At 67.0% G+C, this 18,198-nt stretch carries 12 protein-coding genes; 7 read left to right on the top strand and 5 right to left on the bottom strand.

The genetic code is table 11. From position 1 onward, the window contains the following. Positions 1 to 16: 16 nt before the first annotated feature. Together Q8T13_05490 and Q8T13_05485 are read left to right on the top strand one after the other, a co-directional pair. On the top strand, positions 17 to 631 hold the full coding sequence (locus tag Q8T13_05490; GenBank protein ID MDP3717208.1) for a hypothetical protein: 615 nt from the start codon (positions 17 to 19) through the stop codon (positions 629 to 631). Beyond that, a complete protein-coding gene (locus Q8T13_05485; protein MDP3717207.1) occupies positions 628 to 2,019 on the top strand; it encodes a sigma-54 dependent transcriptional regulator in 1,392 nt (463 codons plus the stop codon). The genes Q8T13_05490 and Q8T13_05485 overlap by 4 nt, the downstream gene beginning before the upstream one ends. A 1-nt stretch (position 2,020) precedes the next feature. On the opposite strand, the gene aroB is transcribed toward Q8T13_05485, so the two are convergent. Next, positions 2,021 to 3,106 (bottom strand): 3-dehydroquinate synthase, encoded by a 1,086-nt coding sequence (gene aroB, locus Q8T13_05480; GenBank protein MDP3717206.1) that lies wholly within the window; start codon positions 3,104 to 3,106, stop codon positions 2,021 to 2,023. A gap of 24 nt (positions 3,107 to 3,130) precedes the next feature. Here aroB and nadB point away from each other — a divergent pair, with 24 nt between their 5' ends. From nadB to Q8T13_05465, 3 genes are read left to right on the top strand one after another with little or no spacing between them, the layout of a single operon-like run. Continuing rightward, the gene (gene nadB / locus Q8T13_05475) at positions 3,131 to 4,708 is read left to right on the top strand and encodes an L-aspartate oxidase (protein ID MDP3717205.1); all 1,578 of its coding nucleotides are present in this window, start codon (positions 3,131 to 3,133) and stop codon (positions 4,706 to 4,708) included. A gap of 9 nt (positions 4,709 to 4,717) precedes the next feature. Then, complete coding sequence (gene proS / locus Q8T13_05470) at positions 4,718 to 6,181, top strand: proline--tRNA ligase (GenBank protein ID MDP3717204.1); 1,464 nt, start codon at positions 4,718 to 4,720, stop codon at positions 6,179 to 6,181. A 16-nt stretch (positions 6,182 to 6,197) separates the two neighbouring features. After that, a complete protein-coding gene (locus Q8T13_05465; protein ID MDP3717203.1) occupies positions 6,198 to 6,560 on the top strand; it encodes a DUF1428 domain-containing protein in 363 nt (120 codons plus the stop codon). A 127-nt stretch (positions 6,561 to 6,687) separates the two neighbouring features. Here the strand turns inward: Q8T13_05465 and Q8T13_05460 are convergent, their stop codons facing one another. From Q8T13_05460 to Q8T13_05450, 3 genes are read right to left on the bottom strand one after another with little or no spacing between them, the layout of a single operon-like run. Then, positions 6,688 to 8,295 (bottom strand): OmpA family protein, encoded by a 1,608-nt coding sequence (locus Q8T13_05460; GenBank protein ID MDP3717202.1) that lies wholly within the window; start codon positions 8,293 to 8,295, stop codon positions 6,688 to 6,690. Positions 8,296 to 8,351: 56 nt separating this feature from the next. Further along, a complete protein-coding gene (gene tatC / locus Q8T13_05455) occupies positions 8,352 to 9,191 on the bottom strand; it encodes a twin-arginine translocase subunit TatC (GenBank protein ID MDP3717201.1) in 840 nt (279 codons plus the stop codon). A 3-nt stretch (positions 9,192 to 9,194) separates the two neighbouring features. Beyond that, the gene (locus tag Q8T13_05450; GenBank protein MDP3717200.1) at positions 9,195 to 9,479 is read right to left on the bottom strand and encodes a TatA/E family twin arginine-targeting protein translocase; all 285 of its coding nucleotides are present in this window, start codon (positions 9,477 to 9,479) and stop codon (positions 9,195 to 9,197) included. A 145-nt stretch (positions 9,480 to 9,624) separates the two neighbouring features. On the opposite strand from Q8T13_05450, the gene Q8T13_05445 reads away from it, so the two are divergent. Further along, a complete protein-coding gene (locus Q8T13_05445) occupies positions 9,625 to 11,235 on the top strand; it encodes a S41 family peptidase (GenBank protein ID MDP3717199.1) in 1,611 nt (536 codons plus the stop codon). Positions 11,236 to 11,389: 154 nt separating this feature from the next. Beyond that, complete coding sequence (gene smc, locus Q8T13_05440; protein ID MDP3717198.1) at positions 11,390 to 15,256, top strand: chromosome segregation protein SMC; 3,867 nt, start codon at positions 11,390 to 11,392, stop codon at positions 15,254 to 15,256. On the opposite strand, the gene Q8T13_05435 is transcribed toward smc, so the two are convergent. Then, the gene (locus tag Q8T13_05435; protein MDP3717197.1) at positions 15,253 to 17,937 is read right to left on the bottom strand and encodes a PAS domain-containing protein; all 2,685 of its coding nucleotides are present in this window, start codon (positions 17,935 to 17,937) and stop codon (positions 15,253 to 15,255) included. The two genes, smc and Q8T13_05435, sit on opposite strands and share 4 nt — an antisense overlap. Positions 17,938 to 18,198 lie beyond the last annotated feature (261 nt).

Raw genomic sequence — 18,198 nt, 5'->3', positions numbered from 1 at the left:
CCGATAACAAACGCATATGAAGCGCGTGATTGCCATTCTGACCCTCAGCGTCCTGATCGGGCCGGTCGTGGCAGAAGCGGCCCAATCGGGATCGGCGCAGCAGCCGTCGTCGCCGACGCTGGTCGACGTGGCCAAGGCGGAGGAGGAGCGCCGCAAGGGTGTTCGCAAGCCCGCCAAGGTCTACACCAACAACGACCTGAAGCCTGACCACGGGACGGTTCGCCCCCTGCCGCCCACCCCGGCCACGCCCGCGACGCCAGAGACCCCGGGCAACGTCACGCCAGGCGCAGCCGTCGTCAACCTGCCCGGCGGGACCGGCTCCGCGCCGGCGGCCCCGACCGGCGACCAGGAATTTTGGAGCGGCCGGATCACCACCGCGCGCACCGCGCTCGATCGCTCGCGCATGTTTGCCGAGGCGCTGCAGAGCCGCATTAACGCCCTGACCACCGATTTCGTGAACCGTGACGACCCGGCGCAGCGCGCCGTGATTGAAACCGACCGCAAGTCGGCGCTGGCCGAACTGGATCGGGTTCGCGCGGAGATCGAGAAGCAACAGAAGGAGATCGCCGCGATCGAAGATGAGGCCCGCCGGGCCGGCGTGCCGTCCGGCTGGTTGCGACCCGGCGCGTGAGCGCGCGCACGGCACCGGCGGCGTCGATCCTCCTCGTCGAAGACAAGGACTCACTGCGGGCCATGCTGCGCCTGGCGCTCGAGGCGCAGGGCTACGCTGTGATCGAGGCCCGCGACGAGCCGGAAGCGATCGCCGCCCTTCGCCTCTCTCAACCCGCCATCGTGCTGTCCGATCTGCGCCTGCCGAGCGGCGACGGGCTCGGCGTGTTGCGCGCCGCCCGTGAAGCCGACCCCGAGATGCCCGTAATCGTGATGACCGCGCATGGCAGCATCCAGGACGCGGTCGCCGCCATGAAGCAGGGGGCGCTCGACTTTCTCGCCAAGCCGGTCGATCCCGATCACCTGTTGCTGCTGGTGGACCGCGCCTTGGCGCAGAGCCGCCTGCTGAGCGAGTATCGGCTGCTCAAGGAAGAAGCGGCGGCGCGTCGCGGCGGGCCCCACATCATTGGCGACTCGCCGGCCTTGCGCCAGGCCATGACCGCCATCGATCGGGCGGCCGCCAGCGACACCACGGTCTTGCTGGAAGGGGAGAGCGGCACCGGCAAGGAGCTCTGCGCCCGCGCGCTACATAACCGCAGTCCCCGCGCCCAGGGCCCGTTCGTCGCCATCAACTGCGCCGCCATTCCCGACACCTTGCTCGAGGCCGAGCTGTTTGGCTACGAACGCGGCGCCTTCACCGGCGCCAACCAGCGCAAGCTGGGTCGCTTCGAGATGGCGCAGCGGGGCACGTTGTTCCTGGACGAGATTGGCGAGATGCCCATGACCGTGCAGGCGAAGATGCTGCGCGCGATCGAAACCCACAAGATCGAACGGCTGGGCGGCGGCGCCTCGATCCAGCTCGATGTCCGCATTGTGGCCGCCACCAACCGCCGGCTGCGCGAAGCCGTAGCCGCGCGCCAGTTCCGCGAAGACCTCTACTTCCGCCTGTCGGTGTTCCCGGTGGAGGTTCCGGCCCTGCGCGAACGGCTTGAAGACATCCCCAAGCTGGCGCACCACTTCGTCGAACGGGTGGCGAAGGACGTCGGCAGGAAGATCACGCTGTCGCCCGAGGCCGTGGCCACTTTGATGGCGCACGATTGGCCCGGTAACATCCGCGAGTTGCAGAACGCCCTCGAGCGGGCGGTGATTCTGGCCGACGGCGACACCCTGCTGCCGCGTCACTTGAGCCTGTCACCGGTGCCGAGAAGCGGCTCGTCAAGCGACCCGTGGGAGCGCGTCGACCTGCACGGCAGCCTCGCCGAGGCCACCGCGAGGGCGGTGGGCGAGGTGGAACGCCGCAAGGTCCAGCAGGCGCTGTTCGAGGCCGGCGGCGACCGCGGCCGCGCGGCCGACTTGCTTCAAATCAACTACAAGGCGCTCGAAGCGAAGATGCGCGAGCTCAAGCTCTAGGTTAGCTCCGCAGCCCCAGCTTCTTCAGAGCAGCCTTCAACTCCTTGGCAGTCACGTCGGTCAGCGTCGTCGTCTCGCCGCGTCCGGTGGCCGCCACGAAGTGCAGCGTGCCGGCCACCACCTTCTTGTCGCGGCCCATCGCCGCCAGCGCTTCTTTCGACGAGATGTCCGACACCGGTGGCAGCGGCCCCAGGTGGGTGATCAGGTCCAGAACTTCGTCGTACAGGTCGGGCGGGGTCACGCCGCGCGCGGCGCCGAGCGACAACGCCGCCAGCATCCCGTAGCCGACCGCCTCGCCGTGGCGGAACCGCTTGTACTTCGTCGCCGCTTCCAAAGCATGGCCCACCGTGTGGCCGAAGTTCAGGATGCGCCGCAGGCCGCCTTCGTGTTCGTCGGCCGTGACCACCTGTGCCTTGATGCGGCAGGACGCGGCAACCAGCGGCTCCACGGCGCCGGCCTCGCGCGCGAAGATGGCCGGCAAGGTCGTGCGAATGCGATCCAGTAGCGCCGGTTCAGCGATCACGCCGTACTTGATCACCTCGTAGAGGCCGGCCCTGAACTCGCGGCGTGGCAACGTGCCCAGCACGACCGGATCCGCCACCACCAGGCTCGGGGCGTGGAACGACCCAATCAGGTTCTTGCCGAGGGCGTGATTGACGCCGGTCTTGCCGCCGATGGCGCTGTCCACCTGCGCCAGCAACGTCGTCGGCACATGGACGACGCGGATGCCGCGGAGGTAGGTGGCGGCGGCAAACCCGACCAGGTCGCCGATGACACCGCCGCCGACGGCAATGACGACCGTGGCGCGATCGGCGCCGGCCTTGACCAGAGCATCGTGGACGCGCGAGACCGTGGCGATGTTCTTGGCGCGCTCGCCGTCGTCCACGAGCACCGGCGTGCGCCCGGCACCGGCCTGGCGAAAGCGCTTGCCGTGCAGGTCCCAGACTCGCGGGCTCGACACCAGGATGCGGCGTGGGCCGAGTCCCGCGTCGTCCAGCTCGCGGCCGAGCGCGTCGATGGTGTTGGCGCCGATGACCACGGAGTAGGCGCCCGCCGCGGCGGTCACCCCGATGCGGGTGGGTGGCATGTACGACTGCTAGAATAACATTCGGTGCAACGGCGTACGGACTTCCTGGTCATCGGCAGCGGCATTGCGGGATTGCGCGCGGCCGCCGATCTCGCCATGGCCGGCGACGTCCTCATTCTCACCAAGGCCGATCCCGCTGAAAGCAACACCGGCTACGCGCAAGGCGGCATTGCCGCGGCGCTTGGTCCGGGCGACTCGCCGTCGCTGCATGCGGCCGACACGATCGCGGCCGGTGATGGGCTATGCATCGAGCCGGCGGTACGCGTGCTGGTGGAAGACGGCGTGCGTTATACCCGCGAACTGATTGCGAACGGCGCGCGCTTCGACCGCGAGCCCTCGGGCGAACTGTCGTTTGGCCGCGAAGGCGCCCATGGGCTGCACCGGGTGATGCACGCCGCCGATGCGACCGGCCGGGAGATTGGCCGCGCGCTCTGGCACCAGGTGGCCGAGCACGCGCGGGTGCGCGTCGAACGGCACGCCCGCGTCAGCCGGTTGTTGGTACGGGGCGGCCGCTGCGTTGGCGCCGCGTATGAAAACGACCGCGGCACTCACGTGGTGGAAGCTACCGCCGTGCTCGTCGCCACCGGCGGAGCCGGCCAGGTGTTCCGGGAGACCACGAACCCGTCGATCGCGACGGGCGACGGAGTGACCCTGGCCTGGCAGTGCGGCGCCCGGGTCGCCGACATGGAGTTCGTGCAGTTCCACCCCACCGCGCTCAGCGCCCTGGGGGCGCCCCGGTTCCTGCTGTCGGAGGCCATGCGCGGGGAAGGCGCGTTCCTGGTCAACGACGCCGGCGAGCGGTTCATGACGCGCTACGAACCGGCCGGCGACCTGGCGTCGCGCGACCTGGTGTCGCGCGCGATCGTGCGCGAGCAGCAACGCACCGGCAGGCCGGTTTATCTGTCGTTGCAGCATCTCGACCCGGCGTGGGTGCGAGACCGGTTCCCGACGATCGCCAGGGCTTGCCGGGAGGCCGGTTTCGACCTGGCCACCGATCACGTGCCGGTTGGCCCCGCGGCGCACTACGTGATGGGTGGCGTCGAGACCGACCTGTGGGGCCGGACCACGATTCCAGGACTGCTGGCGGCCGGCGAGGTCGCCTGCACCGGCGTCCATGGCGCCAACCGCCTGGCGAGCAATTCGTTGCTCGAAGGTTTGGTGTTTGGAGCCAGGGCGGCTCAGGCGATGTTGCTTCCGCCTGAGCCTGGACAGCTTGCCGAGGCGGTCAGGGTGCCTATGGTGCCTATGGTGCCTAAGGTGCCTAAGGTGCGCCCCCCAAACGAGGGCTCAGTGCGCGAATTGATGTGGACTGCGGTGGGGCTCATGCGCGAACGGTCGTCGCTCGAGGCTGCCATTCACAAACTCGACGCGTGGTACGCCGCCGTGGTCCCCGGGCTCGAGGCCGGCGGGCTGGCCGACGCCGACTGGCGGGTGGCCTCGATCGTCACGGTCGGCCGCCTGATGGCGCACGCGGCACTGCGCCGCGAGGAAACGCGGGGCGGGCACGCGCGGACCGACTTCCCGGCCCGAGATGACGTAAACTTTAAGGTTCATATCGTCGACAAGAACCCAGTGGTCCGGCTAAAGCCGGACACTACATAGATGTAGGCCATGGCCGCGAAACCCAATCAGGACGAAGCGTTTGTTACGGAAATCACCAAGCAGTCGGTCGACTTCTCGAAGTGGTATCTCGATGTCGTCCGCAAGGCCGAACTGGCCGACTACTCGCCGGTCAAGGGCTTCATGGTCATTCGCCCGTACGGCTACGCGATCTGGGAGCTGATCCAGCAGCAGCTCGACCAGCGCTTCAAGGCGACCGGGCACGTCAACGCGTACTTTCCGCTGCTGATTCCCGAGAGCCTGCTCGTGAAGGAAGCGCAGCACGTCGAGGGCTTCGCGCCGCAGGTGGCTTACGTCACGCACGGTGGCGGCGAGGAGCTCGAGGAAAAGCTCGTCATCCGGCCGACGTCCGAGACCATCTTCGGCGTGATGTACCAGAAGTGGATCCAGTCGTGGCGCGACCTGCCCGTCCTGATCAACCAGTGGGCCAACGTCGTTCGCTGGGAGAAGGTCACGCGGCCGTTCCTGCGCACGACCGAGTTCCTCTGGCAAGAGGGCCACACGGCCCATGAGACGGCGGACGAGGCGCAGGCCGAGACGATGATGATTCTCGGCATCTACAAGGAATTCGCCGAGAACGTGCTGGCGATGCCGGTCGTGGACGGGCAGAAGAGCGACAGCGAGAAGTTCGCCGGCGCCTCGAAAACCTACTCGATCGAAGCGTTGATGGGGGATGGCCGCGCGCTGCAGGCTGGCACCTCGCACAACCTCGGCCAGAACTTCGCGAAGGCCTTCGACATCCAGTTCCAGGGCCGCGACAAGGCGCTGCAGCACGCGTGGACCACGTCGTGGGGAGTGTCCACGCGGCTGATCGGCGGGGTGATCATGACGCACGGCGACGACAGCGGGTTGATCCTGCCGCCGGCGATTGCGCCTTTCCAGGTCGTGATCGTGCCGATTCCCCGCGGCACCTGGAAGGAAACCGTCCTGCCGAAGTGCGAGGAGATTGCCGCCGAACTGAAGGCGGCCGGCATTCGCGTGAAGCTCGACGCCGACGAAAGCCAGACGCCCGGCTGGAAGTTCGCCGAGTACGAGATGCGCGGCGTGCCGCTGCGCCTCGAGATTGGCCCCAAGGACATCGAGAAGTCCGCGGTCTTCGCGGCTCGCCGCGACACGCGCGCCAAGGCGTCGATTCCCATGGACGGCCTGACCGATGCAATCAAGGCGCTGCTGGCCGAGATCCAGGCGAGCCTGCTCGCCCGCGCCCGCGCGTTCCGCGAGGAGCACACCACGACGGCCGACAGCTACGAGGCCTTCAAGGCGTCGATGGCAGGCCGTCCGGGGTTCGTGATCGCGCCGTGGTGTGAAGACGCCAAGTGCGAGGCCGACATCAAGGCCGAGACGCAGGCGACCATTCGCAACATCCCGGTCGGTTACGACCAGGCGCCCGGCCAGCCGTGCATCAAGTGCGGCCAGCCCGGCAAGGTCAGCGCCTGGTTCGCCAAGGCGTACTAAGAGAAGGAGAGTTCACATGCCCAAGTACGTTGATGGATTTCTGCTCGTAATCCCGAAGAAGCGCCTGGCCGACTATCGCACCATTGCCAGGAAGGCGTCGAAGGTGTGGAAAGACCACGGCGCGCTGGACTACGTCGAGACGATGGGCGACGACCTGATCCACCCCGGGATGGGGACATCCTTTGCCAAGGTCACAAAACTCAAGGCCGGCGAGATCGTTATCTTCTCGTGGATCGTCTACAAGTCGCGTGCGCATCGCGATGCCGTAAATAAGAAGGTCGTGAAAGACAAGCGGATGGCGGCGATGATGACCGACGCTGCGGCTTTCGACATGAAACGCATGAACTACGGCGGCTTCACGGTTCTCGTCGACGGCTAGTCGTCTGCCGCCACCACAAAGTAAAAGGGCGGGTGAGCCTTTCGGCCACCCGCCCCTTCTTTTTGGGTCCGCCTAAAGGCGGACGCTACACTCCACTCCGCCTGAAGGCGGACGCCAAACACTCCGCCTACTGCAGGCGAATCGTCATCGCCGCGCGGCGGTTCAGGCGGCGCGTCTCTTCGCGCGAGTTGTCGTGCTTCGGACGCTCTTCGCCGTAGCTCACGCTCTGCAGCCGGTCGGCCGCGACGCCGCGGCTGGCCAGATAATCGCGCACCGCGTTCGAGCGGCGCTCGCCGAGGGCCAGGTTGTACTCGGTCGTGCCGATGTTGCAGGTGTGGCCTTCGACCGTGAGGCGCATGCTCGGGTCTTCGCTCATCGCCTTGATGGCTTCGTCGAGAATGCGGGTGGCTTCGGCGCGCAGCGTGTAGCGGTCGAAGTCGAAGTGCACGTCTTCGAACACGAACTGCTTCTTGGCGGCGGGCGCGATCACCTGCACCGTGATGGTGTCGGTGGCGGTCATGCCCTTGCCGTCGTCAACCGTCACGGTCAGCGGCACGGCGCCGACCTGGCCGGGCGCGGTCCAGGGTGTCTGGCGGTCGCCGGCGTTGCCGAACGAGCCCGTGGGGCTCGACCAGCGGTAGGTGAGCGTGTCGCCATCCGGGTCCTGCGCGTCGGCCGACGCGGTGAGCTGGCGGCCTACTTCCACCGTGCACGGCTCGCACCGCGCCTTCACGGTGGGGGGACGGTTCGCCGGCATGGGCGGTGCTACCGGTGCCGCGGGCTGCACGATCGCTGATGGCGCGCCCGGGTAGTAGCCAATCCGGACCTGCAGGCCCAAGCGGTCGAAGTCACTGTCTTCCGACACCGTGAAGTCGCTGCGGTGGCGGTAGTACGACGCGGTGTAGCCGATGCCCGCGCCAAAGTACACGCCGTTGGTGGCGGAGTACTGGAAGCCGCCAAACAGGTCGCGGGTGGCATCCGGATCCCACGCGCTCGGCATGCCGATCCCGGCCAGGGAGGGACCGGTGTAGGTCTGCTCCTGATCCACGAGGGCCTCGCCGTGCATTTCGGCGATCATCCTGAACTTCGAACGGCTCGGGTAGGCCGCGCCGATTCCCCACTTGAAGCCCTGCGTCAGGTTGTAGCCCTCGGGCTGGCCGCGCACGCGGTAGCCAGCCGACGCGGTGAGTTCGACGCGCTCGTTGTACTCGCGCGAACTGATCAGGTCGAACTGGAAGTCGGCCTTGCCGGTGCCCAGGCCATCGTCGGCGCTGGCCGTCGGCACTTTCACCGACACGCGCAACGCCGAGTTGTAGCTGTTGGCCTTCGACAGCAGGTTGAACTTGGCGCCGAGCACCATGTCGCCGATGCCGGTGCTCCACCCCTTGTTGATCAGGTAATCCTGAGGCTGCCCGTTCAGCGCGACCGGCACGAGGTCGGCATCGATCCGGCGGAAGCCAACCGTGCCGAACAACTCGACCCTGTCGCTGACGCCGAAGCCAAACATGCCACCGATGTCGGTGATGTCGCTGAAGCCCTCGCTGCGGTCGAAGTTGACCAGCTGCAGTCCGCCGCTCCACTTACCCTTGGGCAAGGTTTCGCCGGTCGACACGAACCACAGTCCGGTGTCGCCAAAAATTGTGCTACTGCCGGGTTTGGCATCTTGCGCCCAGGCTCCGGACGCAGCCACGACGGTAAGAGAGAGGCCAAACGCCAGCTGGCGAATGATTTTCATACGGACAGTTTAGAACCAGAAAAACCCCGAAGTCAAACGAAAGACGCCATTTAGGTCTAATCGTCCGCTCGATCTGGTTTTTTGGATTTACCGAACAGCCACGCGGCCGCAATTCCGAGCAAGTACAGCACGACCATGGGACCGGCCACCATGACCTGGACCACCGGGTTGCCGTCGGGGGTAATCACGGCCGCCGCGATGAAGATGAAAAGCACCGCGTACTTGAAGTTCTTGAGCAGGAAGCCGGCCGTGACGATGCCAAGGCGGGCGAGGACGAAGATCAGCACCGGCAACTGGAAAACCAGGCCCAGGCTGAGCGTCAGCTTCACATACAGGCTGAAGACCGGCGCCACCCGCGGCATGAACTCCATGAACTCGTTGGAGAACGAGGCGAAGAACTGCCACGCTGCCGGGAACACGAAATAGTGCGCAAATGCCGCGCCGCCGACGAAGAGGCTGGACGACACCAGCACGAAGGGAATGGCCAGCCGCTTCTCTTTCGAGTACAGCCCGGGAGCAATGAACAGCCACACCTGCCACATGATGTACGGCGACGAGATCAGCACGCCGGTCAGCGCCGCGATCTTGATCCACAGGAAAAACGCCTCGGCCGGCTCGGTGAAGATGAGCTTGCCGCCGGGCACGTCCTTGGCCAGGTGCAGGTAGACAAATCCAAAAATGCGCTCGATGAAGGCGAACGCGATGATGAAGCCGACGAGCAGCGCGCCAACGGCGTGCGTGATGCGCTTGCGCAGTTCATCGAGGTGCTCGAGGAACGTCATGCGGCCCTCGGCCGGTTCTTCGGGCTCCTCGAACGGCGACGTGCTCGAGACCGGCGCGGGCAGGTCTCGAGAATCGTCGTCTTGGCGTTGGCTGGGGAAGGGAACGAGCGCCACGTTCTAGGTTCTGGACACCGTCTCGCGGGGCGCGTCAGCTTCGGAACTTGGGCCGGGCGTCACCGTGTGGGGCGGCGCGGTCTGTTCGGGCTTCGCGGCGGCCTCTTTTTGCTCTTCGATCTTGATCTCCTGCTCCAGCGTGTTCTGGAGATCGGTTGACGCCTTCTTGAACTCGTTCAAGCTGCGGCCGAGCGACTTGCCCAGCTCGGGGAGCTTTCTGGGGCCAAAAATGATGAGCGCGATCACCAGGATGATGATGAGCTCGGGCATTCCGATAGAACCAAACATTGAAGAGCTCCCTTGCTAGGACGGGAAACGGCCCTTTTCAGGGCCCCGACGTCCAATATGGAGTATACCTCCCCCTTCGCCAAAGGCTACGGGGGACAGGCCTTCTGTTGTTGCGGACACCCGGGTAGTCAGTTAGCATCGCCCTATGCGTTACCGCTCCGTAGTTGCTGCCGTTCTCGCCATCGTGGTTTCCGCGGTTATTGGCGGGGTCTACGGCAAGGGCGCGCAGGCCACCACCAACACGGTGCCGGAGCACTACCGCACCTTCACGGCGGCGCTCAGCGCCATTCAGAGTCAGTATTCGCAGCCGGTCGAGTCGGACCGCATGGTCTACGGCGCCATCAACGGCATGCTGCAGACGCTGGATCCCCACTCGAGCTTCATGGACCCCCGTAGCTACGCGCAAATGCGCGAGCGGCAGGAGGGGCGGTACTACGGTCTGGGCCTGACCATTCAGTCGGTGGACGGCGACATCACCGCGGTGCGCGTGTTCGAAGGCTCGCCGGCGTTCACCAACGGCATTCGCCGCGGCGACGTGATCGCCGATGTCGAAGGCACCAGCACCAAGGGCTGGACTACCGAGGCCACCGTCAACAAGCTCAAGGGCCCGAAGGGCACGTTTGTGAAGATCGGCGTGCGCCGCAAGGGCTTCGAGCGGCTGCTCGAAATGAACGTGATGCGCGACCAGGTGAGCATCCCGAGCCTGTCGGCATCGTTCATGATCGATGCGACCACCGGCTACGTCGGCATCACCGACTTTGCCGAGCACACCGACGAAGATCTCGGCCTGGCGCTCGAGGCCCTCACCAGGCGCGGCATGAAGCGCCTGGTGCTCGACCTGCGCAGCAATCCCGGTGGGCAGCTGGATCAGGCCATTAAGATCACCAACCGTTTTGTGCCCAGGGGTTCGATGGTCGTCTACACGCGCGGCCGCGTCGCCAACTCCGACTCCGACTACCGCGCGACCGACACGCCCGGCTACCTGGACCTGCCGATGATCACGCTGGTCAACCGTAACAGCGCGAGCGCGTCGGAAATCGTCTCGGGCGCGCTGCAGGACTACGACCGCTCGCTGGTGGTCGGCGAGACGACCTTCGGCAAGGCCCTGGTGCAGTCGGTCTACAAGATCAGCGGTGGCGCCGGCCTCGCCCTCACCACCGCGCGCTACTACACGCCGAGCGGCCGACTGATTCAGCGCCCGTGGGACTCGTCGTTCGACGAGTACATCACCTATACCTACAAGGACCAGGGCGAGCGCGCGAAGACGGCCGACCAGTTGAAGCTCACGACCAGCGGCCGCAAGGTCTACTCGGGCGGCGGCATCGAACCGGACCTGCGCTTCGATGGTCCGGTCGAGGGCTTCTCGCCCACGCGCTTTGGCCGCGCCCTGCAGGGCCGCGGGCTGTTCGCCGGCTACGCCGAGCAGTACAGCGCCGATGGCGACACGCGCATCGGCCACTCCGGACCCTCGCGCAAGATCGTCAAGAAGGGCTTCGCGGTTGAGGACGCGATGGTGGCCGAGTTCAAGGCCTACGTCGCCGGCCGCAACGTGAAGATCGAAGAGGCCGACTGGACGAAGGACCTCGAATTCATCCGCGCCATGATTCGCTACCACATCGACGAGGCGGTGTTCGACATCGCCACGGCGCGTCAGCGCCTGGTCACGGTTGACCCCCAGGCCAGGTTCGCTATTTCCAAGTTCCCCGAAGCTGAGCAGTTGCAGGCCCAGTTCAGGACCCGCACCGCAAGACGGTAAACAGGACGCCGGGTTCATTTTTCAAGGCATTCTTCGAAAATTGAACCCGGCGTCTTAATACGGCAACCCCCCTAAATATTGGGGTCGTCTTCGTCCTTGCCACAATTGGCAGCGCTTGTTAGACTGGCGCCTGCTTCCTTCAAGTCATCCCGAAATGCATCTCGAACGCTTAGAAATCTCAGGTTTTAAGTCCTTCTCGGATCGCTCCGAGCTGGCATTCGACCGTGGCGTCACCGCCATCGTCGGACCAAACGGCTGCGGTAAGTCCAACGTGGCCGACGCGCTGACGTGGGTGCTCGGCGAGCAAAGCGCCAAGAGCCTGCGCGGCGACAAGATGGAAGACGTCATCTTCAACGGTTCCGATGCGCGCAAGCCCACCGGTGCCGCCGAAGTCCGTCTTCGTTTCGGCAACGTCATCGTCCCGCCATCCCTGTTGAAGGAGATGGGCGAGGACGCCCCGGTCCACGAAGCCAACGGAAATGGCAACGGCCATCACCCCGAGCTCGCCGCGATCGTCGAGCAGGCGACCCGCGAGGTCGAGGTGACGCGCCGGTTGTACCGGTCGGGTGAAAGCGAATACCTGATCGACGGCCAGTCGTGCCGGCTGAAGGACATCCACGAACTGCTGATGGATACGGGCCTCGGCCAGAAGGCCTACGCCATCATCGAGCAGGGCAAGATCGGGATGATCCTGAGCTCGCGCCCGACCGACCGGCGCCAGCTGATCGAAGAGGCCGCGGGCATCACGAAGTACAAGGCGCGCCGCCGCTCGGCCGAGCTGAAGCTCGAAGCCGCGCAGCAGAACCTCACGCGCCTCGACGACATCGTCTACGAAATCGACAAGCAGCGTGGCTCGCTGAAGCGGCAGGCCGCGAAGGCGCGCCGCTACACCCGCCTGCGCGACGAGATGCGCCGGTGGGAAAAGGTGCTGTTCGCGCGGCGTTACCGCACGCTGTCGGACGCGATCGAGACGGCCCGCACGCGCCTGCAGGACGCGCGCACCAACGAAGGTGTCGCCGCCGCCCGGCTGGCCGAAGTCGAGAACGACCTGGCGCGCATTCGCATTGAGCTGGCGTCGGCCGACAACGCCGCGACCGCTGCGCGCGAGACCGTGCACGGCCACGAACTCGAGATCAACCGCCGCCAGCAGCAGATCGCGCTCGATACGCAGCAGTCGGAGATGCTGCAGGCCCGCGCGGCCGAACTCGAAGTCGAGAAGCAGCAACTCGAAGCACGCCGCGAACCCGAGCAGCTGGCCCTCGAAGGCCGCCGCCTCGCCGCGAGCGAGGCCGCCGCGGCCCGCGACGAAGCGTCGGCGCTGGCCAGTGAGGCCGGCGACGAGTACGCGCGCGCGCAACAAGCCATCGAAGCCCTCGAGCAGGACGTGGAGCGCGCCCGCGCCGACGTCTACGCGGTGCTGAACACCATCACCGCGCTCAACGCCGCGCACGACAACGCCGGCGCCCAGCGCGATCGCGCCATGGCGACGGCGGGCCGGCTGGAACTGGAAGCCAGCGAGCTGGCGGCCGAACTCGAGAAAACCCGCGCCCAGCGCCAGATGGCGGCCGAGGCCTTGCGACGGGCGCAGGATGGCCTGGATGCCGCCAGGGTGGCGCGCGCCGCCCGCGAGTCGGAACTGGCCAGCGCCCGCATCGAGCACGAATGGCGCTCGCGGGACGTGCGCACGCGTGAGCAGGAAGTGGCCGCGATGACGGCCCGCCTGCATTCGCTCGAAGAGATCGACACCCACCGCTCCGGCTTTGCCGACGCGGCCCGCATGGTGCTGGTCAACGCCAACGGCAAGGTGGGGCAGATGGGCGCCCTCGCCGACTTCATCGAAGTCGAACCGAAGTACGAGCGCGCCGTCGAGGCCTGTCTCGGCGACCTGCTGCAGCACGTGGTGGTCGAGCGACTCGACCACGTCTCGGCCGGCCTCAAGCTGATCCGCCAGGAGAACGCCGGCCGCTGCGGCTTCATCGTCGGCCGTCCCGACGATGGGTCGGCCGTGGCGACGTATTCAGGCACCGGCGAAGGTTCGTTCGTCGAGACCGCGACGAGTTCGTTTGGTGGGCTAGTGGGCGGGTCCTCGACTGAGATGTCGGTTCCACCGGGCGCCGTCGCACTGACTTCGGTGGTCCGCATCGGTGGTCCCTTCCCGCAGGCCGTGCAGGCCGTGATGGGCGGCGCCATGATCGCCGAGTCGTTCGAGGCGGCCTCGCGCATTGCCCCGACCGTGCCGTACCCGGTGGCCACGCTCGAAGGCGACGTGTTCCGCGGCCGGCATGTCGTGACCGGCGGCGACAAGGCCGAGTCGCGCGGCATTCTCGCCACCAAGCGCGAGATCAAGGAACTGCGCGAGAAGCTCGCGGCCGCGAAGGCGGCCCTCGAGCAGCTCGTCTCCGACACCGCGGGCTTCGAGCAGACCATTGCCATGGCGACGGCGGCCATTGCCGGACTGTCGGCTGAATTCCATCGCCAGGAAAAGGCCATCGTCGGCGTCGAAGGCCAAAGCGAGCGCGCGGCCGATGACGAGTTGCGCGTGCAGCAGCGCACTGAGCTGGTGCAGACCGAGGTCAGCCGCGTCCGCGAGGAAGTCGCCGGTTTGGATGCCCGGCAGGCCGAGGCCCGCGAGTCGATCGCGCGGCTGAACGAGCAGCGCGTCGAAGCCGACCAGACGCTGTCGGAATCGCAGCGCAAGCTCTACGAGGCGCGCGAGACCGCCGAAGGGCTCAGCCAGAAGGCGGCCGAGGCCCGCGCCGCGCACGCCGGGCTGATCGAACGCAGTGCCGGCGCGCTGGCCGAAGTGGCGCGGATGGAAGAGGCCGCGGCCGAGCTCGAACGCCGGGTCCAGGCCTGCACCCGCGACGTGGCGCTGATGCGCGAGCAGCGCGAGCGGTTGATCAATGCCATTGCCGATGGCCAGCGGCTGATGGACGACGACGTCGGCCGGCTCCAGGGCCTGCGCGAGGAAATGATCGTCGCCGACGAGTTGGCGCTGACGATCAAGCAGTCGGCCGAGAAGCAAGAAGAAGTGATTCGCGATGCCCGCCGCGCCGTGGATGCGCTGCGCGCGCTCGCCGCCGAAGTGGACGTACAGCGCGCCACCGCGGAATCGGACCTGACGCACCTGGCGCAGCAGTCCATGGACACCGTCAACGCCACCCTCGACGAGATTCGCGACCAGGTGGCCGAGATGGAGGCCGCGGGCCAAATCGAACCCGACGTGCGCGCGATCCGCGCCGCGGAAGCCGCCGAACCGGACGAAGAGGAGGCATCCGCCTACGCTCCTGCCGATTCTGAGGAGCTACGGCGAGACCTCGCCGAAGCTGCCCCCGGCAGCGAAGGCGGGCCTGAGGCTCCCCAGGCACCTGCGGAACGCATGACCGCCGAAGAGGCGATCGCCGAACTACGCGACAAGATCGACCGCATGGGGCCGGTCAACATGATGGCCATCGAGCAGTCGAAGGAGCTCGAGGAACGCCACCTGTTCCTCTCGACGCAGCGTCAGGACCTGATCGACTCGATCGCCCAGACCAACGAAGCGATCAGCAAGATCGACGAGACCACGCATGCCCGCTTCCGCGAGGCGTTCAGCGCCATCAACGAGAACTTTCAGGTGACCTTTGCCACGCTGTTCGGCGGCGGCAAGGCCGGCATCACGCTGCTCGACGAGAACGATCCGCTCGAGAGCGGCATCGACATCATTGCCTCGCCTCCCGGCAAGCGGCTGCAGAGCGTCATGCTGCTCTCGGGCGGCGAGAAAGCGCTGACCGCGATCGCGTTGATGTTCGCGATTTTCCGCTACAAGCCGAGCCCGTTCTGCCTGCTCGACGAAATTGACGCGCCGCTGGACGATGCCAACATCGGGCGGTTCATCGACATGCTGCGGTCGATGATGGACAAGACCCAGTTCATCATCATCACGCACAGCCGCAAGACCATGGAGATCGCCGATCGGCTCTACGGCGTGACCATGGAAGAGCCCGGCGTGTCGAAGCTCATCTCGATTCAGCTGAACTAGCTCGCCCCGATCGACGACGCGACCAGCGCCAGCAGGCGGCCGGCGGTGTAAGGCTTGGTCAGCACCGTCACGCCATCGGTCACCGGGTGCCGGGCGGCGTGGCCGGTGGACGCCACGATGCGCACGCCCGGCCGAATTTCCTTGAGCGCGACGATCGTCGCCGGTCCGTTCATCACCGGCATGTCCATGTCAGTAATCACGAGCGCGAAGCTGTCGGGCGCCTCCGCAAACCGGTCGACCCCCTCGGCGCCGTTGACGGCGGAGACGACGCGATAGCCGTGTCGCTCGAGGACTGTGGTGCACAGCAATCGCACGCCGTCCTCGTCGTCGATCACGAGCACGCGCGCACCGTTGCCGCGCGGGCGGTGGCCGGGTGCGTCCGGTGCCGCCGGGGCGGTCTGCGCGCCGGCGCCCGGCAGGCAGACCGTGAACCGCGCGCCATGTCCAGGCGCGCTGTCGACATCGATCGAGCCGCCGTGGCTCCTGACGATGGCGGCGACCGTCGCCAGGCCGAGACCGGTGCCTTTGCCGATCTCCTTGGTCGTGTAGAACGGGTCGAAGATGCGCTCCTGCGCTGCCGACGGAATGCCGTGTCCGGTATCGGCGACGCGGACGATCACCTCGGCGCGGGGCGGGCCGCCGGCGCTGATCGGCCCCGCCCGGCTCCGGATGTCGATGTGGAGGTCGCCACCCGTGGTCATGGCGTCGCGGGCGTTGAGCACGAGGTTCATCAGTACCTGCGAGAGCTGGGTGGCGTCGCCCAGCACCGCCGGCACGCCAGGCTCGACGTCGAGGGTGAGACGAATGTCCTTCGGGAACGTTTCGCGCACGACCCGCCCCACCTCGGCGGCGAGCCGCGCGAGGTGGACGGGCTCCCGGCGTTCGTCGCGCCCGCGCGCGAAGGTCAGCAGCTGCTGGATGAGATCCGCGCCGCGCTGCGCGCTGGCATGCAAGGTGTCGAGCAGGTCGTGCTGCGCGGGCGAGGTCAGGTCGTCGCGCAGCAGATCGATCGCCATCATGATTGGCGCCAGCACGTTGTTCAGGTCGTGCGAGATGCCTCCCGCGAGCATGCCGATCGTGTCGAGGCGCTGCGCTCGCAGCATTCGCGATTCGTTCTCGCGCCGCTCCGTGACATCCAGCGCGACGCCCGCCACGCGATAGACGGCGCCGGACTCGTCGCGAACCGGGAACGCACGGTCCAGGATCCAGCGCGTGACGCCGTCCAAGCGGATGATGCGGTACTCCTCGGCGTAGTGGCCCTCGGGCTGCTGCGGCAGCGCCGCGGCCACGCGCGCGCGATCGTCCGGGTGAATCGAGTCGAGCCACTGTTGCGGGTTGGCGTAGAGCGAGGCGCACGACCGGCCCCAGATTTTCTCGTAGCCGGGACTGACGTACAGAATCGCCTGCTTGCCGACGTCGGTGAGCCAGAAGACTTCCTCGATCCGCTCCGCGAGCTGGCGGAACCGCTCATCGCTTTCGTCGCGCTCGCGCTCGGTGTCTTTCAGCTGCGTAATGTCCTGGATGGTGCCGATGATTCTTTCCGGCGCGTCGGGGGACGGGGCGATTTGCTGCTGCACGCGCCGAACGACGCCGTCGGGGCGCACCACGCGATGCTCGAGTTGGGCGGACTGCCCCAAGAGCGCCCCGTCGATCGCGGCGCGCACTGCCGCGCGGTCGTCCTCGTGCACGAGTGCCTCGAAGCCATCGACTGACGGCGTGAACGACGATGCCGCCACGCCGAGAATCTGGAAGACCACGTCGGACCATTGAAGGGCACCGGAGCCGGAGTCGAGATCCCAGTGTCCGAGCTGCGCCATGCGCTGCGCGTCACGGAGCCGTGACTCGCTCGCGCGCAGACGGGCCGCTGTGGCTTCGAGACTCTCGCGGCTCGCCCGGCGGTCGGCAAACGTTTCAAGCAGCGCCGCCAGCGACTCGACGAGGTGTCGTTCTTCAGGAAGGAACGGCCCGTCCGCACTCGCGGCCGGCACTTCCAGGTACGCAATCTCGATGCTCGCGGCCGTGCCGTCGGCCGTCGTGAACGTCCGACGCAGCATCCATGGGGTTGGAGCGAAGGCCGCAGTACGTGCCTCGATCGCGCCAATCGCGACGCGCGCTTCGGTGACTGCGGGATACTGCATGGCGGGTGGCAGCAGCTGCACGACTTGCGCGAGCGCGCTCGCGGCCGGCGAATCATCGCGCAGGACGCGGACGGCCTCGAACAGGGCGCGTTGTTCCTTGACCCGCTCGCCCAGCGCGTGCGCCAGCCGTCTCGTGCGCGCGTCGGCCGACTCGCAGCTCGTGGTCTCGGTGTGCAGGAGGAGTGCGCCGGCGTGTCCGGGCAGCGCATGGGCGGAGAGTCGATAGCACTGGGCCGGCGGCCCGGGCTGCCAGTACTCGAGCGCGAATGCCGCCCGTCGTCCCGCCACGACATCCCCGACGCCGATCCCCGCACCTCCCGCGGCCCCGTCGAACCGGTCGCCCGCAGCCTCGCAACGGTGAATTAAGTTGTCGCCTGGCCCGAGCGCCTCGCCAGGCAGCCGCGCCTCGGCGTCTTGCCAGGCCGCGTTCACGCCCGAGATGACGCCGCGGGCATCGAGCAGAGCCGCCGGCAGTGGGAGGGCCTCAATGGCCGAGGCGACCGCGTTGGCATCGAACGGGGTGCCGGCGGCGCGCTCAGTCATGTCCTCGGTGGTGCGTCGTATCGGATCAGCGGCGTCACCGGGACGCGGCTCCGGCCACGGGCGCCCGGCCAGCCAAGTTCGAGACGCCGTTCAAGGCCAGAACAGCGAGGCGTTGCATGCCACCGGTATACCACAGGGGTGCGGGCAGGGTAGCACGAGATAGGTCACCCGGTTCACGGCATGGCTGGTCAAGCGTCTCCCGCAGTTTTCTGGCGATTGCGTTGGCGGTGAAGGGCTTGTGCAGGAACGCGATACCCGGCA

This window comes from Acidobacteriota bacterium, assembly GCA_030697165.1.
In the GTDB taxonomy this organism is placed as follows: Bacteria; Acidobacteriota; Vicinamibacteria; order Vicinamibacterales; family UBA2999; genus 12-FULL-67-14b.
This window is presented reverse-complemented; position numbering and strand designations above follow the sequence as displayed.

Bases quoted from the DNA above. Each gene is read 5' to 3' on its own strand.
- Q8T13_05490 (MDP3717208.1), top strand. From the start codon at position 17: ATGAAGCGCGTGATTGCCATTCTGACCCTCAGCGTCCTGATCGGGCCG.
- aroB (MDP3717206.1), bottom strand. From the start codon at position 3,106: ATGCCACCCACCCGCATCGGGGTGACCGCCGCGGCGGGCGCCTACTCC.
- proS (MDP3717204.1), top strand. From the start codon at position 4,718: ATGGCCGCGAAACCCAATCAGGACGAAGCGTTTGTTACGGAAATCACC.
- Q8T13_05465 (MDP3717203.1), top strand. From the start codon at position 6,198: ATGCCCAAGTACGTTGATGGATTTCTGCTCGTAATCCCGAAGAAGCGC.
- Q8T13_05460 (MDP3717202.1), bottom strand. From the start codon at position 8,295: ATGAAAATCATTCGCCAGCTGGCGTTTGGCCTCTCTCTTACCGTCGTG.
- Q8T13_05450 (MDP3717200.1), bottom strand. From the start codon at position 9,479: ATGTTTGGTTCTATCGGAATGCCCGAGCTCATCATCATCCTGGTGATC.
- Q8T13_05445 (MDP3717199.1), top strand. From the start codon at position 9,625: ATGCGTTACCGCTCCGTAGTTGCTGCCGTTCTCGCCATCGTGGTTTCC.
- smc (MDP3717198.1), top strand. From the start codon at position 11,390: ATGCATCTCGAACGCTTAGAAATCTCAGGTTTTAAGTCCTTCTCGGAT.
- Q8T13_05435 (MDP3717197.1), bottom strand. From the start codon at position 17,937: ATGACTGAGCGCGCCGCCGGCACCCCGTTCGATGCCAACGCGGTCGCC.